This window comes from Paenarthrobacter sp. 2TAF44 (genome assembly GCF_052114885.1).
Taxonomy (GTDB): domain Bacteria; phylum Actinomycetota; class Actinomycetes; order Actinomycetales; family Micrococcaceae; genus Arthrobacter.
Genome location: NZ_JBFRFP010000008.1, coordinates 1 through 14733, shown reverse-complemented (window position 1 = coordinate 14733; position 14733 = coordinate 1). Strand labels below are relative to the sequence as shown.

The 14733-nt window shown below is 60.0% G+C and carries 17 protein-coding genes; all 17 read right to left on the bottom strand.

Going from position 1 to position 14733, the window contains the following annotated elements; translation table 11 throughout:
• Positions 1–2 precede the first annotated feature (2 nt).
• On the bottom strand, positions 3–434 hold the full coding sequence (locus tag AB4Z15_RS09585) for a DUF2550 domain-containing protein (RefSeq protein WP_224091077.1): 432 nt from the start codon (positions 432–434) through the stop codon (positions 3–5).
• 10 nt (positions 435–444) lie between these two features.
• The gene (locus tag AB4Z15_RS09580; protein ID WP_216923952.1) at positions 445–729 is read right to left on the bottom strand and encodes a F0F1 ATP synthase subunit epsilon; all 285 of its coding nucleotides are present in this window, start codon (positions 727–729) and stop codon (positions 445–447) included.
• A gap of 1 nt (position 730) precedes the next feature.
• Positions 731–2182 (bottom strand): F0F1 ATP synthase subunit beta, encoded by a 1452-nt coding sequence (atpD, locus tag AB4Z15_RS09575; protein WP_431115631.1) that lies wholly within the window; start codon positions 2180–2182, stop codon positions 731–733.
• A gap of 83 nt (positions 2183–2265) precedes the next feature.
• Positions 2266–3156, bottom strand: coding sequence for a F0F1 ATP synthase subunit gamma (locus AB4Z15_RS09570; RefSeq protein WP_442003851.1), 891 nt, complete (start codon positions 3154–3156; stop codon positions 2266–2268).
• Between the two features lie 76 nt (positions 3157–3232).
• Complete coding sequence (gene atpA / locus AB4Z15_RS09565) at positions 3233–4870, bottom strand: F0F1 ATP synthase subunit alpha (protein WP_442017173.1); 1638 nt, start codon at positions 4868–4870, stop codon at positions 3233–3235.
• Positions 4871–4955: 85 nt separating this feature from the next.
• A complete protein-coding gene (locus AB4Z15_RS09560; protein ID WP_442017076.1) occupies positions 4956–5783 on the bottom strand; it encodes a F0F1 ATP synthase subunit delta in 828 nt (275 codons plus the stop codon).
• Positions 5783–6340 (bottom strand): F0F1 ATP synthase subunit B, encoded by a 558-nt coding sequence (locus AB4Z15_RS09555; RefSeq protein WP_216923955.1) that lies wholly within the window; start codon positions 6338–6340, stop codon positions 5783–5785. The genes AB4Z15_RS09560 and AB4Z15_RS09555 overlap by 1 nt, the downstream gene beginning before the upstream one ends.
• A gap of 50 nt (positions 6341–6390) precedes the next feature.
• Complete coding sequence (gene atpE, locus AB4Z15_RS09550; RefSeq protein WP_003804776.1) at positions 6391–6609, bottom strand: ATP synthase F0 subunit C; 219 nt, start codon at positions 6607–6609, stop codon at positions 6391–6393.
• A gap of 79 nt (positions 6610–6688) precedes the next feature.
• Positions 6689–7489, bottom strand: coding sequence for a F0F1 ATP synthase subunit A (gene atpB / locus AB4Z15_RS09545; protein WP_442003849.1), 801 nt, complete (start codon positions 7487–7489; stop codon positions 6689–6691).
• Positions 7490–7570: 81 nt separating this feature from the next.
• Complete coding sequence (locus AB4Z15_RS09540) at positions 7571–7906, bottom strand: hypothetical protein (protein ID WP_442017075.1); 336 nt, start codon at positions 7904–7906, stop codon at positions 7571–7573.
• Positions 7893–8384: a hypothetical protein gene (locus AB4Z15_RS09535; RefSeq protein WP_442017074.1), complete on the bottom strand. Its 492-nt coding sequence runs from the start codon at positions 8382–8384 to the stop codon at positions 7893–7895. The genes AB4Z15_RS09540 and AB4Z15_RS09535 overlap by 14 nt, the downstream gene beginning before the upstream one ends.
• Positions 8385–8497: 113 nt before the next feature.
• Positions 8498–9616: an MraY family glycosyltransferase gene (locus AB4Z15_RS09530; protein WP_442003846.1), complete on the bottom strand. Its 1119-nt coding sequence runs from the start codon at positions 9614–9616 to the stop codon at positions 8498–8500.
• 282 nt (positions 9617–9898) lie between these two features.
• Positions 9899–10855, bottom strand: a complete 957-nt coding sequence (locus tag AB4Z15_RS09525) for a glycosyltransferase family 2 protein (RefSeq protein ID WP_442017073.1) — start codon at positions 10853–10855, stop codon at positions 9899–9901.
• Entirely contained in the window at positions 10856–11641 is a 786-nt protein-coding gene (locus tag AB4Z15_RS09520) for a WecB/TagA/CpsF family glycosyltransferase (RefSeq protein WP_442017072.1), read from the bottom strand.
• Complete coding sequence (locus AB4Z15_RS09515; RefSeq protein ID WP_442017071.1) at positions 11638–12483, bottom strand: L-threonylcarbamoyladenylate synthase; 846 nt, start codon at positions 12481–12483, stop codon at positions 11638–11640. The genes AB4Z15_RS09520 and AB4Z15_RS09515 overlap by 4 nt, the downstream gene beginning before the upstream one ends.
• A gap of 12 nt (positions 12484–12495) precedes the next feature.
• The gene (prmC, locus tag AB4Z15_RS09510; protein WP_442003842.1) at positions 12496–13368 is read right to left on the bottom strand and encodes a peptide chain release factor N(5)-glutamine methyltransferase; all 873 of its coding nucleotides are present in this window, start codon (positions 13366–13368) and stop codon (positions 12496–12498) included.
• A 63-nt stretch (positions 13369–13431) separates the two neighbouring features.
• Positions 13432–14505 carry a peptide chain release factor 1 gene (prfA, locus tag AB4Z15_RS09505; protein WP_223933485.1) on the bottom strand — a complete coding sequence of 358 codons (1074 nt, stop codon included), beginning with the start codon at positions 14503–14505 and terminating at the stop codon, positions 13432–13434.
• Positions 14506–14733 lie beyond the last annotated feature (228 nt).

Here is a 14733-nt window from a genome sequence, read left to right as displayed (position 1 = left end):
GCCTAACGCCAGGTTCCGACGCCGATGACAGGCCCGGCTTCGAGCCAGGAGGAAAGACCGGCATAGGCATCGAAGTTCATGGCAAGCATGAACTTCTTACCTTCATATTGGAGTTCAACCACGACGACGCCAGGCTGCACCTTGACGAGCTCATCCTCAGTCGGTTGACGCCGGCCAAGAAGCTCCAAGGAACTGCGTTTGTATCTATGTTTTGGGATCACGCTCAGGGACATCAAGCGGAACCACTCAAGTTCATTGTCCTGATAACGACAAACCCCCATCTGCCAACTGTTTCCAGCCGTGCAAATGGAGGCGTCGACCGTGCCCAGGGCGCGCCGCAGGTTGAAGCGGCGCACCCCAAAAAGGCACAGTGAAAAAATCAGCAACGCAAACGCCGTTGCCAGGGCGATGAACGGAATAAGGGAATCGTCCATCAAGGTCGTGCTATCGGATCCCCGCTGTAGCCGCTTCGCCCAGTTGGGCGTTGTCAGCAACAATGACCACACGATCGTTGTCCACGGAGAAGAACCCACCGTCAACAACTACCGCAATACGGTCACCGGAAACCGGCTGGATTGCCAGCTCACCCTCAGCCAGGATGGCCAGGAGGGGCGAGTGGCCCGGCAGGATTCCGATTTCACCATCGCTGGTGCGGGCCTTCACCATCTTGGCCGCGCCGGACCACACAAAGTGGTCCGCTGCGACAATCTCAACCTCGAGCTCAGCCATACTACTTGGTCTGTTCCTGGATCTTGGCCCATTGGCGCTCGACGTCATCCAGGCCGCCGACGTTGAAGAACGCCTGCTCTGCGATGTGGTCCAGCTCGCCGTCGCAGATAGCGGTGAAGCCTTCCACGGTGTCCTTGATGGACACGGTGGAGCCTTCGACGCCGGTGAACTGCTTGGCGGTGTAGGTATTCTGGGACAGGAACTGCTGGATACGACGTGCACGGGACACGACGATCTTGTCTTCTTCAGACAGTTCATCAACGCCGAGGATGGCGATGATGTCCTGGAGTTCCTTGTTCTTCTGCAGGATCTGCTTTACACGGACAGCCGTGTTGTAGTGGTCCTTGCCGATGTACTGGGGGTCCAGGATGCGGGAGGTCGACGTCAGCGGGTCAACGGCCGGGTACAGACCACGGGAGGCGATTTCACGGGAAAGTTCCGTGGTCGCGTCGAGGTGTGCGAAGGTCGTTGCCGGAGCCGGGTCGGTGTAGTCATCAGCAGGCACGTAAATAGCCTGCATCGAGGTGATGGAGTGACCCTTGGTGGAGGTGATGCGCTCCTGGAGGAGACCCATCTCGTCAGCGAGGTTCGGCTGGTAACCCACTGCGGACGGCATGCGGCCGAGCAGCGTGGAAACTTCCGAACCTGCCTGCGTGAAGCGGAAGATGTTGTCGATGAAGAGCAACACGTCCTGATTCTGAACATCGCGGAAGTACTCCGCCATTGTCAGAGCCGACAGCGCAACACGCAGACGCGTTCCCGGCGGCTCATCCATCTGGCCGAAGACAAGGGCGGTGTCCTTGAGAACGCCGGCCTCTTCCATTTCAACCCAGAGGTCGTTACCTTCACGGGTACGCTCGCCAACACCGGCGAATACCGAGGTACCACCGAAGTTGCGGGCAACACGGGTGATCATTTCCTGGATCAGAACGGTCTTGCCAACACCAGCGCCGCCGAACAGGCCGATCTTTCCACCCTTGATGTACGGGGTGAGGAGGTCGATAACCTTGATGCCGGTCTCGAGCATCTCCGTGGAGCCCTCGAGGGAAGCGAAGGACGGAGCCTTGCGGTGGATCGGCCAGTAAGCGTCAGCCTTGATCTCGGACTCTTCAACATCCAGCGGCTTGCCGAGGACGTTGAAGATGTGGCCCTTGACGCCGTCGCCGACGGGCACAGAGATCGGAGCGCCGGAGTCCCGCACAGTGGTACCGCGGACGAGTCCGTCGGTAGCCTGCAGGGAGATGGCGCGAACGAGGTTGTCACCCAAGTGCTGGGAGGTCTCGAACGTGATGGTCTTGGTCTGGCCATTGAGAGTGATCTCAGTGGTCAGAGCGTTGTAAATCGAGGGGATTGCGTCAGCCGGGAATTCGACGTCGACAACCGGACCAATAACACGGGCAATGCGGCCGGTGGCACCGGCCGTTGCTACGTGTTCGGTAGCAGTGGCAGTCATCTCTCTCACTTCACTCAGTAGATGGCGTGGGGTTAAGTTTATCTGTTTGGTGCAGGTGCGGCTTCGAGCCGAATCCGTACCGGCTAGGACGCGAGGGCGTCGGCGCCAGCCACGATCTCGGAAAGCTCCTGCGTAATCTCGGCCTGACGGGCCGTGTTGCGAAGGCGCGTGTACTTCTTGATCAGGTCCGTAGCGTTGTCACCGGCCGACTTCATGGCGCGCTGGCGGGCTGCGAGCTCGGAAGCTGCCGCCTGCAGCATGGCTGCGAAGATGCGGGACTCGATGTAACGCGGAAGCAGGGCGTCAAGGACCTGCTCCGTTTCCGGTTCAAACTCGTACAACGGCAGCAGCTCTGACTCCGAGGCTGCTTCCTCTTCGACGACCTCCAAGGGAAGCAAACGGATAACCGTCGGCTCCTGGGTCACCATGGACTTGAAGCGGGTGTAGACGACGTGGATTTCGTCCACGCCACCCTCTTCGAAGTCACTGGCGAAGTCTTCGAGAAGCGCAGCTCCGACTTCCTGTGCGGTTTCGAATTCCGGTGCGTCCGTGCCGCCAGTCCATACACGGGCGTAGTCACGGTTACGGAAATCGAAGTACGCTTGCGCCTTGCGGCCCACCAGGTACGCCTTGACTTCCTTGCCTTCTGCATGAAGAAGCTCGGTGAGACCTTCAGCCTGCTTGAGCACACTCGCAGAGTAGGATCCTGCAAGGCCACGGTCCGAGGTAATGATCAGGACTGCGGCACGGCGGATCTGCTCCGGCTCGGTGGTCAGCGGGTGGTCGATTTCGGTCTGGCTTGCGACAGCAGAAACGGCGCGGGTAATCGCGTTCGCGTAAGGCAGTGAAGCTGCTACGCGGGCGCGGGCCTTACCGATGCGCGAGGTAGCGATCAGTTCCATCGCCTTGAAGATCTTGCGCATCGACGTCGTCGAGCTGATCTTCTGACGGTAGACCCGAATCTGGGCTCCCATACTTATCCTTTCCTAAGTTCCCGACGTACTGCCCTGCCGGGGCCCTTGCGGACCCCGGCAGAACAGGTCATCGAAACTAGCGCTTCTGCTTGACGATCTTTTCCTGGTCGACGTCGCCACCGGAGATCGGTGCGTGCTCTTCGTGTCCGGCGCCAACCAGGTGGTTGTCGCCCTCGCCGAAGAAGCCCTTCTTGAAGGAGACGATGGCTTCCTTCAGTGCGGCAGCGGTGTCGTCATCCAGGACGTTGGTCTGAGCCAGCGTGGTCAGGATGGAGGACTTGTGCTTCAGGTGTTCCAGGAACTCGGACTCGAAGCGGCTGATGTCTTCAACCGGGACGTCGTCCAGGTAACCGTTGGTACCAGCCCAGATGGAGACAACCTGGTCCTCAACCGGGAACGGTGAGTACTGGCCCTGCTTGAGCAGTTCCATCAGACGTGCACCACGGGTCAGCTGCTGGCGGGAAGCCGCATCCAAGTCCGAAGCGAACATGGCGAATGCCTGCATGTCACGGTACTGCGCCAGGTCCAGCTTCAAGGTACCGGAGACCTTCTTCATGGACTTGACCTGGGCGGCGCCACCGACGCGGGAGACCGACACACCAACGTCGACAGCAGGACGCTGGTTGGCGTTGAAGAGGTCAGACTGAAGGAAGATCTGGCCATCAGTAATGGAGATCACGTTGGTGGGGATGTAGGCGGAAACGTCGTTTGCTTTGGTTTCGACGATCGGAAGACCGGTCATCGAGCCTGCGCCGTGCTCGTCAGAGAGCTTTGCACAACGCTCCAGCAGACGGGAGTGCAAGTAGAAGACGTCGCCCGGGTAGGCTTCGCGTCCCGGCGGACGACGCAGCAGCAGGGAAACCGCGCGGTAGGCTTCGGCCTGCTTGGAAAGGTCATCGAAGATCACCAGAACGTGCTTGCCACCGTACATCCAGTGCTGGCCGATGGCCGAGCCTGCATACGGTGCCAAGTACTTGAAGCCGGCGGGGTCCGAAGCCGGCGAGGCCACGATGGTGGTGTATTCCAGCGCGCCATGGTCCTCAAGGGTCTGGCGCACTGCGGCAATGGTGGAAGCCTTCTGGCCAACACCAACGTAAACGCAGCGGACCTGCTTGGTGACATCGCCCGAAGCCCAGTTGGCCTTCTGGTTGATGATGGTGTCCACGGCGATTGCGGTCTTGCCGGTCTGGCGGTCACCAATGATCAGCTGACGCTGGCCACGGCCGATCGGAATCATGGCGTCGATAGCCTTGAGGCCGGTCTGCATCGGTTCGTGAACCGACTTACGCTCGGTGACGCCCGGAGCCTGGAGTTCCAGTGCACGGGTGGTCTCGGCCTTGATCTCGCCGAGGTCGTCGATCGGCTGGCCCAGCGGGTCGACAACGCGACCGAGGAAGGCATCGCCAACCGGAACGGACAGGATCTCACCAGTGCGGTGAACTTCCTGGCCCTCTTCGATGCCAGTGAAGTCACCGAGGATAATGACACCGATCTCGCGGACGTCAAGGTTCTGGGCCAGGCCCAGCGTGCCATCTTCGAAGCGAAGCAGCTCGTTCGCCATGACCGAGGGAAGACCCTCAACACGGGCGATGCCGTCACTTGCGGTGGTCACACGACCAACCTCTACGCGCTCTGCGTTTCCGGGTTCGTAGGACGCCGCGAACTCGTTCAACGCATTACGGACGTCGTCGGCGTTGATGGTCAATTCGGCCATCTGCAGTCCCTGCTCTCCTGTTTTCGTGATCATCGTTGCTCACGATGACCGGGTTTTATATCAGTTAAGTTGTGCTTTGTCTTCGCTAGCCAGCGAGCTGACGGCGGAGGTCGGTCAGGCGGCCGATAACAGAAGCGTCAAGCACTTCATCGCCCACCTGAACCCGGATTCCACCAATGAGGCGGGGGTCAACATTGAGGTTGACCTTCAGCTCGCGGCCGTACAGGGCGTTAAGCCCGGCCTGCAGACGGCTGGCCTGCGTTTCCGTCAACGGACGGGTAACGCTGACAGTAGCAATCCAGCGCTGCTGACGCTTGGCTGCAAGCTTGGCGAAGGACTCGACGAGCTTGCTCGGCTTGACACCGCGCGGCTGTGTTACGGCTTGGCTGATGAGAACCTTTGCTTCCTCGCTGGCGCCAGGAACAAGCTTCTCGGCAAGTGCCACCTTGGCCGCTGCGGATGCCTGCGGCTCAGACAGAGCACGTTGTACTTCGTGGCTGGAAGCGACGGCCTGGTTGAAAGCAAACAGATCGTTTTCCAGCTCTTCCAGCCCCGTAATACCAGAGGCAGAAACGGCCGACTTGTTTTCAGCTACGGCAATGACAACCGTGGCGGCAAGAGTCTCGAGTGCATCGCCGATATCGCGTGCAGATGCCCAGCGTAAGCCAGCCAGTCCGCCTGCGATTTCAGCAGCATCAGCGGAGACTTTTCCGCTAACCAGCTGCTTGACCAGCGCCGACTTCTCGTCTCCACTACGGGACGGGTCAGTCAAGGCGCGGCGCAAGCCAGCCGAGCTGTCCACCGTTCCCAGGATTCCGAAGAGGTCCTTTGCCAACTGCAGCGAGGCAAAAGGAAGCTTTGCTTCCAACTGCGCCAGCGCCGTGGTCAGCGATTCGCTCGATATACCTGCCATTACTTAGCTGCACCTGCGTTCTGGGTCTCCAGATCTGCCAGGAAGCGGTCCACAACGCGTGCGGCACGCTCATCGTCAGTGAGTGCTTCACCAACGATGCGGCCAGCCAACGTGGTAGCCAAAGTGCCAACCTCTGAGCGAAGCGAGACAACAGCTGCCTGGCGCTCGGACTCAATGGCGGCGTGTGCCTGCTCGGTGATGCGGGCAGACTCGGCAGCAGCCTTCGCCTTCAGGTCCGCGAGGATCTGGGCGCCTTCAGCGCGTGCTTCTTCGCGGATCCGGTTGGCTTCGGCGCGGGCATCGGTGAGCTGCTGCTTGTACTCTTCAAGAGCTGCGGAAGCTTCGGCCTGTGCCTTTTCTGCCTTTGCGATGCCACCTTCAATCGCTTCGGCGCGCTCTGCGAAGGTCTTCTCGAACATCGGGACAATGAACTTGACCACGATGTACAGGAGGACAGCAAAGCCGACGAGGACGACACCCATTTCCCAAACATTGGGAACGAGAGGGTTAGTGGCCTCTTCGCCTTCAGTGGCGGCTGAGATGATCAGCTGATTCATATTTCACCCGTCCTATCTACTCGTGTGTGGAATTCGCCTGGTTCTTCGGTTTACTTGAGAACGAAAGCGAAGACCAGGCCGAGGATGGCGAGGGCTTCGGTCAGAGCAAGACCAAGGAACGCGATCGGCTGCAGCACGCGCTGAGCTTCCGGCTGACGTGCAACACCGTTGATGTAGGCGGCGAACACGAGACCCACACCGATACCACCGCCGATGGCCGAGAGACCGTAGCCGATGAGGTTGAGGGAGCCGTTGATGGAGCCTTCCATTTTTTCTTCCTTTCAAGATGCCGCCCGTGCGGCAGGTTGTTTGGGTTGCTTCATCCCCGCGAGGGGAAGATTTGGGAGCCTAGTGGCTGTCGGCGTGCAGTGCGCCTTCGATGTAGATCGCGGTCAGCAGAGTAAACACGTATGCCTGCAGGGCCATGATCAGTGCTTCCAGCATGTACATTGCGATGGCGCCGGCCAGGACCAGGACCGAGGCTCCCTTGAGCAGGACGTTCTCCTGCATGACAAGGAACTCGATGCCGGATCCGGCGAGCATGACGATCAAGTGGCCGGCCAGCATGGTCGCGAACAGACGGAGGCTGTGCGTGACGGGGCGGACCATGAAGTTCGAGATGATTTCGATCGGGACCACGATCGGCAGGATGTACCACGGCACGCCCGAAGGAACCGTTGCCAGCTTGAAGTACTTCAGGCCGTTCTTCTTGATGCCGATTGCGATCCATGTGACGTATACAACTGCAGCGAGCACATAGGCGCCGCCAACGTGCGAGAAGCTCGGGAGCTGGATCACGGGGATAGCGCCGTAGATGTTGTTCACCAGAATGAAGAAGAACAAGCTGAACAACAGCGGGACGTACTTGATGAAGTCCTTGCCGCCGATGATGTCCTTGGCGATGCTGTTGCGGACGAAGCCATAGGCCATTTCGCCTGCGAACTGCAGCTTGCCGGGAACCAGCTGCTGCTTACGTGCAGCGAGGATGAAGAATGTAGCGATAATGACGACCGAAAGGATCACCAGCAGCATCTGCTTGGAGAAGCCATCGTGCGCACCCCAAGGCAGGATTGCCGGCAGGTGCATTTCGTCGATTCCGGGTGGGGTGAATGACCCCGAATCCTGGGCGGGGAGCGCAAGCGCGATCAACGCGTTTCCTCTCTGCTGTGTCCATCATTGGGCATTGGTTGGAAGCCGGACGCGCTCGACGCATCCATATTCCGTGTGAAATTATTTGGCATTACTGTCCCCGTCCGTGGACGGACCGCTGTCTGCGTTGCTCTCGCCAGAAGAAGAGCTTTGCCTGGTGAGGCCGTGCATATGGGAAAGATAGAACCCTCCTGCGGCTCCCAGCAGAGCGCCAAGGAGCACAATCCAGCGGGTCCCCCACAGATTATCCAGACCCCAGCCTATCAAACTCCAGACAATGATCCCGCCAACGATGTAGCTGAAGACGGCGATGCCGGCGTTGTATCCACCATCGCTTCCGGCGTCGGCAGAATCGTCGGCCGCACTTTGCGATCGGGCGTGGCCGGTCAGCTGGGAGTTGCGCTTACGCAGAGACATCCGTGCCGCCCTTCTCATCCGCAGGATCGTTGTAGATCTGCAGGCGGGCTTTGCTGAAACCGTAGATCTCTGCAGCCTGCCAAAGGACGACGGCAACAACTGCGCCGATGATGAACCATCGGCCGTGCAACCAGGCCGGAGTACCAATAACAAAGAGGACCACGGCGAATCCAACGACTTTTACGAAGTACGTCGCCACGAACAGGCCGACAGCGCCGGAAGGATTATTGCGGCCAACAAAATGACCGATCAGAAGGCTGATCGCAAAGAAGAGCATGACCAGCGCGGCCCCGAATGCTGCGGAAAGCGCGCCTTGGCCACCGTTAATGAACGCTGCGACGATACTCGTCACGACCAATCCGGCCAGAGCAGCAGCAGAGCTCAAGAGCAGCAGGCGGAGCCACAGATTGGACGTCGCCCCGGAAACTCCAACAACACGTTTACCGGACGGGCGTCCGGAATCGGCGTTGGATGTCATGGGGATACCAATCCTCGTGGCACGGGTGCCATATTCTCAAAGTGGGGTTACGGGCGAGTGACTGTCCGCAGAAAGAATTCTACATGAGATAGAACTGTGACCATAACCGGAAGTCATGCGCGCTCCCCTGGTCCTGCCGCATTCCGCGTGAAGTACGGCCATGCGGTAACAGCGGCCATGACAAGGGCAGCTACAACCACCACGATCAACACAATCTGCCAAGGGAACACTGCGAAAGCAACACCGCCGAACGCCAGGATGCACGTCCAGACATAAAGCATGACGACGGCGGTGCGGTGCGAGTAGCCGAGGTCCACCAACTTGTGGTGGAGGTGCCCACGGTCTGCAGACCACGGAGACTGTCCCCGGGCGGTCCTGCGAACCACAGCCATCCCGAAATCCAGCAGCGGAAGGGACAGGACGGCGAATGGCAGGAGGATCGGGATTATCGTGGGAATGCCGTTGGCGCGGTCGTAGAGCCCGGATCCGATTTGCCCCGTGGCCACTACGCCGGCTGAAGCCATGAGGAGACCGATGAGCATGGCCCCGGAGTCCCCCATGAAAATCTTGGCCGGAAACCAGTTATGCGGCAGGAAGCCGATGCAGCCACCCACCAGGATCGCCATCAGGAGTGTCGCAAGGTCTGAATTGTCAGTGGACGGGTTGTTCCGGTGCACCCAGTACGCCGTGAGGAAGAAGGCGCCGCCGCCGATGGTGGCCACACCTGCGGCCAGTCCATCCAGGCCATCAATGAAGTTGACTGCGTTCATGGTGGTAACAATCAGCCCGGCTGTCAGGACAATCTGGACGAGCTCGGATTGAATCAGGATCGGTTCAGGGATGAACGGAACCACCGACATCCTCACACCCCAAATGGCGACGATGAAAGCCGCTGCTGCCTGTCCCAGGAGCTTGATCCACCAGCGGATGTCGAGGATATCGTCCGCGACCCCCACCGCGACGATCACTACTGCTCCGGCCAATATGCCCCATGGAGCATCGTTATGCCTGAAAATGTCCTTGACGAAGAAAGAGTTGCTCGCCACCACAAGCGCAACAAAAAAGCCTGCAAAGATGCCAAGCCCGCCCAGTTTTGAGATGAGTGCGGAGTGCATGTCCCTGCTGCGGATGGGACGGTAAAGCCGTAATTTGTTCCCGAGTACGCGGGCTCCCCACGTACCGGTGTAAGACACCACTGCAGCCGTGAGCGCCATCAGCAGGTACATGATCATGACGCGGCTCCGGAAAGCAGCCCAATGCCGGAATCAGCTGCACGGACCAACGCATGCAGCCGGTGCCTCGCTGGAAAGCCGTGTAGTTCTGGGCAGGTCAAGGTGTGGATTTCTGTCTGTCGATAAATGGAACTACTCCGTCGCCATGCCTGCACCGGCTGTGCCAAATGATGCTGGGATTTCTGTGGACTCTAGTCACGATACTAATGCCAACGGCGGTGACCACCGGCGTGACGCAGCCGCAAAGCTACAGCCGGTGTGCTGTAGTGGAGCGGCCGGCTTCTACTCGGCAGGCTCCTGGACGTCGCGCAGGGCGTAGATTCCCTTGAGCACTTCGGCGTTGGACCGGGGCGGCTTCAAACTGTGACGCAGGCCCTTGAACAAGCCGTCAAGCAGTACCTTACGATTTGAGGACGCAGAAATGGTCCTTGCCCAATTGCGGAGCGAAGCCCCGGTAAAGAGGACCTTTTCCCAAGGGGCCAAGGCGTTGGATCTCGTGTAAACCCAGAGTTTGTTACGAACCTCGTAGTAGAAACGAGGGCCGGGGTCCGCCCCTGCATCTCCAAACACTTTCGTATGATGGTTGGCTACTGACGCACTGGTAGCCAAGGCAGTTCCCCGGCGCGAAACCCTTGCCGTGTATTCGAGGTCATCGTTCCAGATGAAGTAATCGGCAATGGGCAGTCCGTGACGCCGGATCTCGTCGGCGCGAATCAGGACAGAGACGAAGGATGCGCTGCGGATCTGAACGGCACCCAGGCGGGCAGCCATGCTGCGCGCCGCCTCACTGGCGCCGATGCGTGGACGCATGCGGTTCATTGGGTGCTCGCGCCCATCGGTCCACACTACGCGGCTGGCGATGAACGCGGGAGCTTCCCCTGCTACCTGTTCGTAGGCCTCGGATACATCCAGTGCCTCGCGAAGCGCGCCGGGCTGCGGCTCGGTGTCGTCGTCCATGATCCAAACGTGGTCTGCACCGTGGTCCAGGACTGCACGTTCCATACCCACAACAAATCCCCCTGCACCGCCCATGTTGGCGTTGAGCGTTACGACGTCCGTGGGAACAGGGCCGCGGTAGGTCCTGAGGAATTCCGGTGTGTCGTCCGTGGAGGCGTTGTCCACAACGACGACAGCGTCCGGCACCTCCGTCCCGGCGGTGATTCCGGCCAAGGTGGTCTCAAGGAGTTCACGCCGGTTAAAGGTCACCACAACGGCGACCACAACAGGTTTGGACGTCATTTACTTGCCTTTGGTCTGGGATGGCTGGAAGTGCCGCCGAATCAGCAGGCCCGCCAACTTCCACGGTTCAACAAAAACTCTGTAGGCAACACGACCCGGATGGAGAACCAGGCGCCACGCCCATTCGAGCCCAAGGCGCCCGAGCCAACGCGGCGCGAGCTTCTGGACGCCGGCCACCTGTTCAATGGCACCGCCAACGGCACAATACACGGCGGGCGGAAACTGAGTGAGTCGTCGCTGCAGGACCGTCTCCTGGAGCGGCATGCCGAGGCCCAGCAGCACCAGTTGGGGACGGAATCGGTCCAACCACTCGACGACCGCCATTTCCAACTCGTCGTCCCATCCTTCGCCAGGCATGCCATCTACGGTTGCGTCCGGAATAATCGTGCGCAGCCGGGCCACAGCCTGCGTATTTGCAGCCCGTCCGGCGCCGATCACGGCCACCCTTTCCAGACCCTTTACTCCCCCGAGTGCCGGGATCCAGTCCATGGACCCAAGGCGATATCCCATGGGGCCCTGTCCCAACGGTTTTAGTTGCCGTTTGTGGGCCAATCCCCAAAGCATGGCTACCGGGGCACCGTCCAGGAGGATGACCGAGCTTTGATCGTAAAGTGAACGGAAATCTGCACAGGAATGAAACAGCGTAATGCTGTGAAGATTGTGGCCAAGCACAGTACGGGTGGTTCCGGTGGCGATGAGTCCGTGCAAGGCATCGATGAATTCGTTGACGCGCAGCGGAGTCGCGTCGACGTCAAGGACGGGGACGCGCTGGCGGTCCGGAATCATTCGGGTTTGGCTTCACGTGGAGCGTCGGGTGCCGATGCTGAAACAGCGGCTGCGGGATCCTCGACGGCGGGTGCTTCTGCTACTTCGATGGGTGCGTCGTGCGAGGTGGCCGCTTCGGAGACAGGTTCTTCCTGTTCTGCTGCTTCTGTTTCTGCTGCTGCCGGAGCAGCGGAAGGTACAGGCTCGTCAACGCCGAGGACGGAAGGAACAACTTCACGCAAGCGTTCCAGGGAGATAGCGCCTTGGCGTACCACCCTGAAGGGTTCTGAGGTTGCATCCACGATGGTGGAAGGCAGGGCCGCAGTACCTTTCACGGGCCGGAAGCCACCTTCAAGGTAAACCTCCACGGAATCTGCCAGCTGGAGCCGGGCCTCTGAAGCGGTCTGCGCTGCTTCCTGCCCTGTCCGGTTGGCCGATGAAACAGCCAGCGGCCCAGTAAGGCCCAGGAGCTCCAGCGCGAGTTCGTCGTCAGGCATCCGCAGGGCAACAGTGCCCTTGGTATCACCCAGATCCCAATCCAAAGACGGCTGGGCGTGGAGGATGAGCGTCAGGCCACCAGGCCAGAATGCCTGTGCCAAGGCCCTGGCGTCGGCGGATACATCGCTCGCGAGTCCGTCCAGGGCATTGATGCGGGGAATCAGCACCGGTGGGGGCATTTGCCGGCTACGGCCCTTGGAGGCCAACAACATTGTCACGGCCAAGGGGGAAAAGGCGTCAGCGGCAATGCCGTACACGGTGTCCGTCGGCAGCACGATGCACTTCTTTTCGCTGATGGCACGCTGCGCGTGTTGAAGTCCTTCAGCCCGCTGGTCATCGGAAGTGCAATTGTAGGTTGTGGTCACAGCGCTATTCTTTCACTCATCAGGAGCCTTGTTTGCCAGCACTGCGCTCGTGGCACGTTCCTTGCCGTTGAGGTCAAAGTGCGTGGTGATGTCCTGCCAACGTCCCGCTCGACGCAACATGCCGCTGATCCAATCGGCCTGGACTTCTGCGTGTTCCATCACGAAGTAGCCGCCAGGTTTCAGGAGGCGGCCTGCAGAGGCTGCTGCCGCCGTCGGGAGTTCCATGCCATCCGCTCCCCCACCGTACAATGCTTCGGGAGGATCATGCAGGGCAACTTCTGGCTCGTTCGGAATGGCTTCGGCAGGGATGTACGGAGGATTGGACACCACAACGTCAAAGGAGCCGTTGTGTTCAGGCAGGGCATCCCTGAGATCGCCCTGGATCAGCGAGACACCCAGCGGTTCAAGGTTCCTGCTTGCCCACGCATGGGCAAAAGTGCTGAACTCCACAGCATGGACGTCGGCTCCTGGAACCTCGTGGGCGATTGAACCGGCAATGGCGCCCGAACCGGTCCCGAGGTCCACGATCTTTGGGTGGGACATGCCAGCCACGTGGTCGATGACAAGCTGGACAACGGATTCCGTTTCGGGCCGGGGAATGAATACACCGGGCCCCACCTGCAACTCAAGGTGGCGGAAATATGCGACGCCGGTGATGTGCTGAAGCGGTACGCGTCCGGCACGCTCGGCCACCAGTTCGGCGTAGCCTTCAGGGGCGGGTGAATCCCCCAGCAGCATTGCCCGCAACCGGCCCAGCCCCACTCCCAGCAGGTGCTCCGCAAGAAGTTCGGCATCGACGCGCGGCGTGGGGACTCCGGCGTCGGACAAAACCGCAGTGGCCTCGCGAACGGCGTCCGCGAGGCTCTGGCCGGGGAAAATCGTCATATCTATGCCCTGACAGCTGGAAATCGGTTGATAGCTGGAAATCGGCAGGCTTGTGGTGCTCTGCTATTCGCCCAGGGCGTCCAGTCGCGACTGCTCGTCCGCTTCAATTGCCGACTGGATAACGGGTTCCAGGTCACCATTCATCACGGCGTCGAGGTTGTATGCCTTATACCCAGTGCGGTGGTCCGCAATGCGGTTTTCCGGGAAGTTGTAGGTGCGGATGCGCTCTGAGCGGTCCATCGTACGGATCTGCGACTTGCGCTGTTCGGAGTTGGCGGCGTCGATCTGTTCCTGCTGGTGGGCCAGAAGACGCGCGCGGAGAACGCGCATGCCGGCTTCGCGGTTCTGCAGCTGCGACTTTTCGTTCTGCATGGCCACCACGATGCCCGTAGGCAAGTGGGTGATTCGAACTGCGGAGTCAGTGGTGTTCACGGACTGGCCACCGGGACCGGAGGAACGGTAAACATCGATCTTGAGGTCGTTCTGGTTGATTTCAAGCTCTTCGGGTTCATCCACTTCGGGAAGCACCAGGACACCGGCCGCGGACGTGTGGATACGGCCTTGGGACTCTGTAACCGGAACACGCTGCACCCGGTGCACGCCGCCTTCGAACTTCAGTCGCGCAAAGACGCCCTCCGCGGGGTCGTTCGAGTTGCCCTTGATGGCCACGGCAACGTCCTTGTATCCACCAAGATCGGATTCGGTAGCGGAGATCATCTCAGTCTTCCAGCCCCGCGACTCGGCGTACCGCATGTACATACGCAGAAGGTCACCGGCGAACAGCGCAGCTTCGTCGCCGCCTTCGCCACCCTTGACCTCAAGGATGACGTTGCGGGCATCGTCCGGATCACGAGGGATCAACAGACGGCGCAGCCGCTCCTGTGCCGCAGGAATCTGCTCCTCCAGCTGCACAACTTCTGCAGCGAATTCGGGATCCTCGTCTGCCATCTCTTTGGCAGCTTCCAAATCATCATTGAGCCCGCGCCATTTGTTGTACGCCTCCACAATGCCCTGGAGCTGCGCAGAACGCCGCCCCAATTTCCGGGCAGCAGACTGATCGGCATAAACAGCAGGATCACTCAACTGCGCCTGGATAGCAGCATGCTCATCAAGCAATCCCTGTACGGACTCAAACATTTTCAAACCTCTTTCGACTTCAACAAGTCTAATAACTGCATCGTGGGGTCACGTACAGCCCATCTGGCGGGCGCACATGGGCCGATTTGACCTCGCGTGGTGTCGGGCCAAGGATTCGGTTTAGATCAAGGATTCCTTAAACAAAGACCGCTCAAAATATGCCGGCCAGGGAGTGGCTTCGGGCCTGCCGGAGCCGGGTAGCTTGCGATCGCAGATCGCAAGCTACCC

What these genes read in the sequence shown, in the direction of transcription:
- atpA (WP_442017173.1), bottom strand. Translation starts at nt 4,870, where the DNA reads ATGGCCGAATTGACCATCAACGCCGACGACGTCCGTAATGCGTTGAAC.
- AB4Z15_RS09535 (WP_442017074.1), bottom strand. Translation starts at nt 8,384, where the DNA reads ATGACATCCAACGCCGATTCCGGACGCCCGTCCGGTAAACGTGTTGTT.
- AB4Z15_RS09580 (WP_216923952.1), bottom strand. Translation starts at nt 729, where the DNA reads ATGGCTGAGCTCGAGGTTGAGATTGTCGCAGCGGACCACTTTGTGTGG.
- AB4Z15_RS09525 (WP_442017073.1), bottom strand. Translation starts at nt 10,855, where the DNA reads ATGACGTCCAAACCTGTTGTGGTCGCCGTTGTGGTGACCTTTAACCGG.
- AB4Z15_RS09520 (WP_442017072.1), bottom strand. Translation starts at nt 11,641, where the DNA reads ATGATTCCGGACCGCCAGCGCGTCCCCGTCCTTGACGTCGACGCGACT.
- prmC (WP_442003842.1), bottom strand. Translation starts at nt 13,368, where the DNA reads ATGACGATTTTCCCCGGCCAGAGCCTCGCGGACGCCGTTCGCGAGGCC.
- AB4Z15_RS09555 (WP_216923955.1), bottom strand. Translation starts at nt 6,340, where the DNA reads ATGAATCAGCTGATCATCTCAGCCGCCACTGAAGGCGAAGAGGCCACT.
- AB4Z15_RS09585 (WP_224091077.1), bottom strand. Translation starts at nt 434, where the DNA reads ATGGACGATTCCCTTATTCCGTTCATCGCCCTGGCAACGGCGTTTGCG.
- atpD (WP_431115631.1), bottom strand. Translation starts at nt 2,182, where the DNA reads ATGACTGCCACTGCTACCGAACACGTAGCAACGGCCGGTGCCACCGGC.
- AB4Z15_RS09560 (WP_442017076.1), bottom strand. Translation starts at nt 5,783, where the DNA reads ATGGCAGGTATATCGAGCGAATCGCTGACCACGGCGCTGGCGCAGTTG.
- atpE (WP_003804776.1), bottom strand. Translation starts at nt 6,609, where the DNA reads ATGGAAGGCTCCATCAACGGCTCCCTCAACCTCATCGGCTACGGTCTC.
- AB4Z15_RS09570 (WP_442003851.1), bottom strand. Translation starts at nt 3,156, where the DNA reads ATGGGAGCCCAGATTCGGGTCTACCGTCAGAAGATCAGCTCGACGACG.
- AB4Z15_RS09530 (WP_442003846.1), bottom strand. Translation starts at nt 9,616, where the DNA reads ATGATCATGTACCTGCTGATGGCGCTCACGGCTGCAGTGGTGTCTTAC.
- prfA (WP_223933485.1), bottom strand. Translation starts at nt 14,505, where the DNA reads ATGTTTGAGTCCGTACAGGGATTGCTTGATGAGCATGCTGCTATCCAG.
- AB4Z15_RS09540 (WP_442017075.1), bottom strand. Translation starts at nt 7,906, where the DNA reads ATGTCTCTGCGTAAGCGCAACTCCCAGCTGACCGGCCACGCCCGATCG.